The sequence below is a fragment of the Paenibacillus sp. NPDC057886 genome (genome assembly GCF_042796655.1).
GTDB lineage: Bacteria > Bacillota > Bacilli > Paenibacillales > Paenibacillaceae > Paenibacillus.
Genome location: NZ_JBHVMZ010000027.1, coordinates 1 through 2,112 on the forward strand (window position 1 = coordinate 1; position 2,112 = coordinate 2,112).

Consider the following 2,112-nt stretch of genomic DNA (forward strand, 5'->3'; position numbering starts at 1 on the left):
GGTTTTAGTGAACTTAATTGTAATTGAACCGGAATTCCCTGAGTTCCGTTCAACTAGCGTTTTCCAACCGCCATATTTAATACCTTGATAGTCTTTTCTTGTTGTCTCCCACCAAGTTGAAACAGCTTGTGTAGATGCTTTTTCATCATTTTGAGATTCTGGGATATAAGTAACGTCCACTACCTCATAGTCTTCATTGCCAGATACAGCTTGCTGAAGAACACTCCCCTCAGTAGCTCCATCGAATTCAGGATGTACATTCTCGGTGTCAATTGATTCTGAAGCCGATGCAGATATTGAGTAAATCGGTAAAGCCAAAACAAAAACCAAACTCAGCACCAACAATTTGCTAAACAGCCCTTTAAAACGCTTCCTTTGTCCTACTTTCAAAGCATAAATCCTCCTTCTTTATTTTGGCATTCCATGCTATTATACATGTAATTGACTGGAAATTCAGAAAATTTTTCAAAAAAATAGGAGGAAGTGTGTAATTGTGCGTATTAAATACTCGGTCATCTCATTGTTTTTAAGTCTTTTTTCCTTTTTTTTGCTTCAAGTGTTTGACCGTCTCAAAGACGTGATACTGATTGCTTCAACAGTCGATACAGAAGAAAGCACGATTGATCAAAGTCTGCTCGCCAGCAATTTAGTTATCATTCCTATCATCTTTTTGGTTTTAAGCGTCGTTCTTTATTACACTCTTCCAAAAGGAAAATAGCAGATTCCACAAGGGAATCTGCTTTTCTATTTGATTATGTAGTTCTTAATGCCAGGATGCCAATAAGCCATGACCTCAAACGCTCCATTTGCAACCTCGTCATCTTCTTCCTCAATCTTGACCAGATCGCCGTCCTCCGCATCTCCAAGGTTCAGCTCTTTATGTATCTCCTTCAAAATACCGCCGTATCCGATTAACCTACGGGCTGCCAGCGCATCATCCAAATAAAACACCGTGTTCAGATTGTCTTCCGTCACCTTATTGCCGCGCACAACATCCGTATCCTTGACTGGATACTTAGAAATTTCAAGAACAGCTTTTTGCTCCATCATCGCTTCCCGCACGTCGTTTTCAATCTGTTCAGCGTCAATCTTGGCTTTACCTTTCACCCGACGAATATCAACAATTGGGGTGTAATCCAATTTCATCGCCTTTTTCCAAAGGCTTGTCCATTCCGTCTGCTTGATATAATTTTTGCCGAAATAACTTTTCTTCACAGGCAATAACACATGAAAATGCGGATGATATGTATCTTCTTCATGATTTTTAGTAATCTCTAAAGCTCTAAAATAGCCAAGTACCGCTGTATCGACCCTTTTGTATTTCATAAGTCGATTAAACCCTTTCATCATGTCCGAAATCGAAGGTTTCAGACTGTCACCTTTAACATTTCGAACGGTCAACGTGAGAAAAATCCATCCGCATCCATACTGACGATTAGCTTCTTCTACGATCAATTTATTGTGATAAGCAATTTTTAACGACCTGCGCCAGGCACACATCGGGCATAACCTCACTTTGCAAAACTGAGCTTGATACAACTTTAGTTTGCCCGTCTCCGGGTCTCTTTTAAACGAAAGACATTCCGCACAACTACACAATTTCTCAGCTTTTTTGCCATAGTAAGGTATACCTGTTTTGTTCTGTAAAGCTTCATAGTGCTCCGCCATAAGATTCGTCCGTCTTTTTTTCCCTTTCCAATCCCGCTTTTTACCTGTTGCGGTCTTATCCTCAAGGATGTTATAATTATGTTCAACTGAATTCAAACGAAAAAAACTCCTTTCTGTGCTAGTAATCTAGCGTTCTATTATTTGGCTTCGACAACCTAATAATAGCAGAAGGAGTTTTTATCTGTCAAAAACACTTTAAAGCCTTGACAGACAAGGGCTGAACCTGTTTTTTAAAAATCTTGTTGTTTCTATATAGTATCAAGATAAGAAAAGACCCGATTTCGACTCCGTCAAAATCGCAAAAAAGGCCGGCAGAATTGCCGGTCTTTTTTTAAAACCCAAAACCTAAGATCAAAACCATTCTTCCCCCGTAGGGGGAGATTTTTTTTCAAAAAATCGGTCCTGCAGCCGCGCATTATTTTAGATATTCAATATCTTTAACAA

Annotated in this window: 3 protein-coding genes; 1 reads left to right on the forward strand and 2 read right to left on the reverse strand. The window is 39.3% G+C overall.

Annotated elements, in window-relative coordinates:
- A partial coding sequence (locus ACFVQB_RS34295) for a hypothetical protein (protein WP_379449855.1) occupies window positions 1-390 on the reverse strand: 390 nt, incomplete at its 3' end.
- Window positions 391-493: 103 nt separating this feature from the next.
- On the opposite strand from ACFVQB_RS34295, the gene ACFVQB_RS34300 reads away from it, so the two are divergent.
- Window positions 494-718 carry a hypothetical protein gene (locus ACFVQB_RS34300; protein ID WP_376952895.1) on the forward strand — a complete coding sequence of 75 codons (225 nt, stop codon included), beginning with the start codon at window positions 494-496 and terminating at the stop codon, window positions 716-718.
- Between the two features lie 26 nt (window positions 719-744).
- Here ACFVQB_RS34300 and ACFVQB_RS34305 read toward each other — a convergent pair whose 3' ends face one another.
- Window positions 745-1,764 (reverse strand): protein rep, encoded by a 1,020-nt coding sequence (locus ACFVQB_RS34305; RefSeq protein ID WP_376621148.1) that lies wholly within the window; start codon window positions 1,762-1,764, stop codon window positions 745-747.
- Window positions 1,765-2,112: the final 348 nt, after the last annotated feature.